We start from the raw sequence: 5,645 nt of genomic DNA on the forward strand, positions 1-5,645 counted from the left end.
TCGCCGCTCGTTCGCTCGTCGGCAGTGTCAGATGTGTTTAAGGGACAGGGCTGCATCGCGACGGCGAGCTGACCGAGCATGCATAGGCCTGGGTGAACTTCATTCCCGAGGCCGCAAGGCGTTCCATCGCTGGAGTGTGGAAGGTGCGGTTGTAGGCGGTGGTGTCGGGGCCGAATGGCACTGAAGTGTCCTGCCAGCCCATGTCGTCTACCAGAAACAGCACGATGTTGGGCTGTTTGGGAGTGTCGGTGGCGGCCAGAGCCACCGACGCCGAAGCTATCATTGCCGGAGTGATGTATCGCATATCGTGATATGGTGTTTTTGAAGAGTATATGTTGCAAAGATAATGATTTTCTCCTAACTTTGTGGCAAACGAAACATACTTGACAGATATACCGATGAATACTTTGCGAATCGCGGCGGGAATGATGGCCGCGGGCGCTGTGGCGGCTTCGGCCGCCGACAACCGTCCGAATATCATATATATCATGTGCGACGATATGGGCTATGGCGACCTCGGATGCTACGGGCAGAAATATATATCCACGCCTCATATCGATTCGCTCGCACGACAGGGCGTAAGATTCACACAGGCCTACGCCGGAAGCCCGGTGAGCGCTCCGTCGCGCGCGTCGCTGATGACCGGACAGCATACCGGACACTGTGAGGTGCGGGGCAACAAGGAGTACTGGCGAGGCGTCGACACCGTGATGTACGGCGCCAATGTCGACTTTTCCATCGTCGGGCAGCATCCTTACGATCCCGCGCAGGTGATTCTTCCGGAGATCATGAAAGAGCACGGCTACACCACCGGCATGTTCGGCAAATGGGCCGGAGGCTACGAGGGATCGCCCTCCACGCCCGACAAGCGTGGCATCGATGAGTTCTACGGCTATGTATGCCAGTTTCAGGCCCATCTCTATTATCCCAATTTCCTCAACCGATACCGTCCGGAGCTTGGCGATACGGCCACGGTGAGGGTGGTCATGGACGAGAATATAAAATATCCGATGTATGGCGACGACTACCTGAAGCGTCCGCAGTATTCGGCCGACATGATCCACCGTGAGGCCATGGACTGGCTCGACCGGCAGTCGGCCGACAAGCCTTTCATGGGCATATTCACTTATACGCTCCCGCATGCGGAGCTTGTGCAGCCCAACGATTCGCTGCTCAAGGGCTACAAGCGGAAGTTCTTCCTCGACAAGACCTGGGGCGGTCAGGAGGCATCGCGCTACAATCCGTCGGTCAACACCCATGCGCAGTTTGCGGCAATGATCAGCCGTCTTGACGCCTATGTGGGCGAAATAATGGAAAAACTCGACGAGAAGGGACTGGCCGACAATACCATCGTGGTGTTTACATCCGACAACGGCCCTCACGAGGAGGGAGGAGCTGATCCGGAGTTCTTCGGCCGCGACGGACATCTTCGCGGACTCAAACGCTCGTGCCATGAAGGGGGCATCCGCATCCCTTTCATAGTACGCTGGCCCGGAGTGATCGAGGCCGGACGCGAGAGCGACCATCAGCTTGCGTTCTACGATGTGCTCCCTACAGTGTGCGATATCGTCGGCACCACGCCGCAGAGCTATTCAGCCGCCGGACGAGGCTCGTTTGACGGCATATCATTCCTGCCCGAACTTACCGGGCGAGGCATCCAGCCCAAGCACGATTTCCTCTACTGGGAGTTCAATGAAACCGACCAGATAGGAGTGCGTCAGGGCGACTGGAAACTGATCGTGAAGCGAGGCAACCCCGAGCTATACAATCTTGCCGACGACATCCATGAGGATCATGATGTGGCCGCCGCACACCCCGAAATAGTGGACCGTCTGGTGAAGATCGTGCGCCGTGAGCACACTCCCAACCCTCATTTCAGCGTCACGATCCCCTGACCGGGCGACGCTCACAGCTCGCCGGGCCTATAAGCTGTCCGCTTCATGCCGGCTGCTGTGCCCCACCGGATCTCATTCGCGATGCGCTTTGGCACGTGGCTGCAGAAGCCACTTCGCCAGGGCGCATCCTCCTTGTCCGGCAATCATCGTGACGAGCCTCACGAGCTGCAGCTTCATCCTGACGGCGCGGCTGCGTCCTGACGCCGCGTTAAGTACCGCCGCCGCTGTTCGTTCGGCCATCTGCGGTTCCCCCTCCCGCGCATAGTGTGCGGCTACTATCATTCCCTTGGCGTCGAGCCATATGGTGGCATCCTCGGCGTCGGTGTGGCGCAGGGCGCGCCGGCAGGCATCGAGCGCCAGCATCTGTGCGGCGTGGCTGTCGGCATAGCGCCGTCCGGTGATAGAGTCGTCCGAAGGGTGTATCACCACCCTCGGCTCACACCGGAGATAGGCTGTCACGGGCTTTCGGGCCAGCAGCCGCGTGCCAAGCTCCAGATCGTCCCAGCAGGTGAGGGTCTCGTCCCATCCGCCTACGCTCCGCAGCAGATCCGTGGCCACGGCATAGCGCTGCGAGGCAAGAGCGGCGTGAAGTATGTGTCCGCGCAGCAGATCCTCGTCGTCGACGCTCTTCAGTGTCGTCCATCCTTCGTTGTCCATGATCGTCACATCCCACCGGAGTATCTCCGTATCGGTGTGAAGGCGCAGATATGCGTCGACCATGGCAAGATGATCGGGCAGCATCTCGTCGTCGGAGTCGAAGTGGAGCGTGTAGGGCGTGGTCACTTTGGCCAGAGCCGCATTGCGGGCCACTGAAGCACCGGGGCGTGGCTCGCTGACCACCGTGACCGATATCCCCTGCGGCTCGACGCGTTGTCGCCACTGTTCGATGATCTGCGGCGTGGAGTCGGTCGATCCGTTGTCGGCGATCACTGTTTTAAGCGGGCGCAGTGTCTGCCGCTCGATCGAGAGCAGGGTGCGTGGGAGCAGCGCGGCGCGGTTGCGCACAGGCATCACCACCGTGAGTATGGGTTCTTTGCTGTCGTTGTTCATAGGGCGCTGATGAAATGAAAAAAGCCGCAGCCGATACGCCTGTGTCCGGGCTGTATGGGCTGCGGTTTCTGTATTGTTAGGCCTTGTGTGGCTCAGTTGGCCTTCTCGACCTTGTTGTAGCGTGCGTTCAGACCCTCGATGATTTCGTTGGTGATGTCGAGATCGGGGTTGAAATACACTCCGGAATGGCGGTAGAGTATCGCGTCATAGCCTTTGCCGGCGTTGTAGATCTTGATGTAGTTCTCAATCGAGTCGTTGAGCTGCTGACGCTGTTCGGCCATCTCCTGGTCGGTGGTGTTCTGCAGGTTGGCCAGATAGTTCTGGGCGTCCTGCTGCATCTTGTTGAGCTTGTTCATGTCGGCCTCGTAGCTTGCCTGCGAGAGGTAGCCGTTCGAGCGGTATTTCTGCTCTATCTGTGCGGCGAAGCGCTGTATCTCCGCGCCCTTGTTCTGCTGGGCGTTTTCAAGCTTGCTGATAGCACGGATGGCGATATCCTTGAAGTCTTTTGCGAGATTGTAGTGGGTGGTGATGGAGTCTGCGTCGATAAAGCGGATGTTCATGGACGGTGCCTTGGCTTCAGCTGTTGAATCGGCGGCAGTCGCTGCCTGGTCGGCGTTCTGGTTGGCGCACGAAGCAGCGGCAAGACTCATGAAGATAGCTAACGGTAAAGCCGTTTTTTTCATTTCTGATATGAGGTTAATTAGGATTTTTTCACTGTGTCGGTAGCGTTGGCCGCTGTCGGTCGCCCTTGTCTGCGTGGAGTCTGATGGCTCTGGTGGTGCGAGGGAAATCGTCCTCCTCTGACTGTGAGGACTTTCACTGCGAGAAGAAGCCCTGCCACGAGCACCATTGTCATTGTCAGAAGCACAGTTTTCATAGGTCGGTTGCGGTTTCGCTGTGCAAATATAGGAAAGGTCTGCAAATTATTTGCAATGTGTCGATTTTATTTTGTAATTTAGTGTGCGGTTTGGCTTGAAATTTAACATTCTTTGCCAAAAAGCTACATCTCTTGACGCTTCCAGGAGCGCCGGGAGGCGACATCGCGACAATCTCTGAAAATTCAAACCCATAAAAGACAATCTGCGACATGACAGTTAAAGAACTCGAACCCAAAAGGGTCTTTGAAATCTTCGATCAGATCACGAAGGTGCCCCGTCCGTCCAAGAAGGAGGAGAAAATACGCCGCTATCTGCTCGATTTCGCCAAGCAACACAATCTTCAGGCCAAGACCGACAAGGTGGGCAACGTGGTCATCTCTGCGCCCGCCACTCCGGGTCATGAGAATGCTCCTACGGTGATACTCCAGGGCCACATGGATATGGTGTGTGAGAGCAACGACAAGTCGTTCGACTTCGACAACACTCCCATCACCACTGTGGTCGACGGCGACTGGGTGCGTGCCGAAGGCACCACGCTCGGAGCCGACAACGGAATAGGTGTGGCGGCGGCGCTCGCCGTAATGACCGATCCCGACTCGGTGCACGGTCCGCTCGAGGCGCTCGTGACTGTCGACGAGGAAACCGGCATGACCGGTGCCTTCGGTCTTGAGGGCGACATGATTTCCGGATCGATCCTGCTCAATCTCGACTCCGAAGACGATGCCGAGATATTCGTCGGATGTGCCGGAGGTGTCGACACTGTGTGCACATTCACCTACAATCGTTCGTTCGCGCCCAACGATTTCACCTATTTCAAGGTCGATATAGCCAAGGGACAGGGCGGACACTCCGGAGGCGATATCCACCTCGGAAGAGCCAACGCCAACAAGCTCCTCGCACGCTTCCTCTTCAACCTCAGCAAGAAATATGAGCTTTCGCTCGCCGAGATCGACGGCGGCAACCTGCGCAACGCCATTCCGCGCGCCGCACACGCCGTTGTCGGAGTCCACACATCCAAGAAAGAGGATGTCCGCGTGGCTCTCAACCATTTCATCGCCGAGGTGGAGAATGAATACTCCGATCTCGAACCCACTATCGAGATCACCATGGAGAGCGTCGACAAGCCCGAGTTCTGCATCGATTCCGACACCACTTTGAAGCTCATCCGTTCGATCTACAGCGCTCCCCACGGAGTCGTGTCGATGAGCCGTGTGATGCCCGGCCTTGTCGAGACATCCACCAACCTCGCTTCGGTCAAGATGAAGGAGAGCAACGAAGTGGTGGTCACCACATCGCAGCGCAGTTCTGTCGACTCGCGCAAGTGGGATATCGCCAATCAGGTGGAGGCTCTCTTCGCACTCGCCGGAGCCAAGGTGGTGCATGGCGAGGGCTATCCCGGATGGGCGCCCAATCTCGAATCGCCCATCATGAAGATCGCCAGCGACGCCTACAGCGAACTCTACGGAGTGACGCCCGCCATCAAGGCTATCCACGCCGGTCTGGAGTGCGGACTATTCCTGGAGAAGTTCCCCCACCTCGACATGGTGTCGTTCGGTCCCACTCTGCAGGGAGTCCACTCTCCGTCGGAGCGCATGTACATCCCGGCGGTAGAGCGTTTCTACAACCATCTTAAATTGATCCTCAAGAAGGTGGCCGATCTTTAGAGTGTGTTTGAATTTCACTTCTGTTCACTCAAAGAGGATTTTCGGATAGATTTGCGTGAGTTGAAGAGGGAGCGATGCGGGCATCGTGACCGATGAAACTTGACGCAAATCGCCCGAAAAGACCTTTGAGGGGATGGAAAGAAGTCCGGAAATATATC

The 5,645-nt window shown here is 57.1% G+C and carries 6 protein-coding genes; 2 read left to right on the plus strand and 4 right to left on the minus strand.

Features of this window, described 5'->3' with window-relative positions; translation table 11 throughout:
- Window positions 1-37: 37 nt before the first annotated feature.
- Window positions 38-304, minus strand: a complete 267-nt coding sequence (locus C5O24_RS10295) for a sulfatase-like hydrolase/transferase (RefSeq protein ID WP_107681792.1) — start codon at window positions 302-304, stop codon at window positions 38-40.
- Window positions 305-425: 121 nt separating this feature from the next.
- Here C5O24_RS10295 and C5O24_RS10300 point away from each other — a divergent pair, with 121 nt between their 5' ends.
- Window positions 426-1,895 carry an arylsulfatase gene (locus C5O24_RS10300; protein WP_240604969.1) on the plus strand — a complete coding sequence of 490 codons (1,470 nt, stop codon included), beginning with the start codon at window positions 426-428 and terminating at the stop codon, window positions 1,893-1,895.
- Window positions 1,896-1,967: 72 nt separating this feature from the next.
- On the opposite strand, the gene C5O24_RS10305 is transcribed toward C5O24_RS10300, so the two are convergent.
- The 3 genes from C5O24_RS10305 to C5O24_RS14045 all read right to left on the minus strand — a co-directional run bounded on the left by C5O24_RS10305 (window position 1,968) and on the right by C5O24_RS14045 (window position 3,822).
- Window positions 1,968-2,945 (minus strand): glycosyltransferase family A protein, encoded by a 978-nt coding sequence (locus C5O24_RS10305; protein ID WP_107035897.1) that lies wholly within the window; start codon window positions 2,943-2,945, stop codon window positions 1,968-1,970.
- 92 nt (window positions 2,946-3,037) lie between these two features.
- Window positions 3,038-3,628: an OmpH/Skp family outer membrane protein gene (locus tag C5O24_RS10310; protein ID WP_107035898.1), complete on the minus strand. Its 591-nt coding sequence runs from the start codon at window positions 3,626-3,628 to the stop codon at window positions 3,038-3,040.
- Between the two features lie 17 nt (window positions 3,629-3,645).
- Window positions 3,646-3,822: a hypothetical protein gene (locus C5O24_RS14045; RefSeq protein ID WP_161553878.1), complete on the minus strand. Its 177-nt coding sequence runs from the start codon at window positions 3,820-3,822 to the stop codon at window positions 3,646-3,648.
- A 210-nt stretch (window positions 3,823-4,032) separates the two neighbouring features.
- On the opposite strand from C5O24_RS14045, the gene C5O24_RS10320 reads away from it, so the two are divergent.
- Window positions 4,033-5,487 carry an aminoacyl-histidine dipeptidase gene (locus C5O24_RS10320; RefSeq protein ID WP_107681794.1) on the plus strand — a complete coding sequence of 485 codons (1,455 nt, stop codon included), beginning with the start codon at window positions 4,033-4,035 and terminating at the stop codon, window positions 5,485-5,487.
- The last annotated feature ends 158 nt before the right edge of the window (window positions 5,488-5,645 follow it).

The sequence above is a fragment of the Paramuribaculum intestinale genome, assembly GCF_003024925.1.
GTDB lineage: Bacteria > Bacteroidota > Bacteroidia > Bacteroidales > Muribaculaceae > Paramuribaculum > Paramuribaculum intestinale.

Excerpts from the sequence above, each read along its gene's own strand:
- C5O24_RS10295 (WP_107681792.1), bottom strand. The coding sequence starts at position 304 with ATGCGATACATCACTCCGGCAATGATAGCTTCGGCGTCGGTGGCTCTG.
- C5O24_RS10300 (WP_240604969.1), top strand. The coding sequence starts at position 426 with ATGATGGCCGCGGGCGCTGTGGCGGCTTCGGCCGCCGACAACCGTCCG.
- C5O24_RS10305 (WP_107035897.1), bottom strand. The coding sequence starts at position 2,945 with ATGAACAACGACAGCAAAGAACCCATACTCACGGTGGTGATGCCTGTG.
- C5O24_RS10310 (WP_107035898.1), bottom strand. The coding sequence starts at position 3,628 with ATGAAAAAAACGGCTTTACCGTTAGCTATCTTCATGAGTCTTGCCGCT.
- C5O24_RS14045 (WP_161553878.1), bottom strand. The coding sequence starts at position 3,822 with ATGAAAACTGTGCTTCTGACAATGACAATGGTGCTCGTGGCAGGGCTT.
- C5O24_RS10320 (WP_107681794.1), top strand. The coding sequence starts at position 4,033 with ATGACAGTTAAAGAACTCGAACCCAAAAGGGTCTTTGAAATCTTCGAT.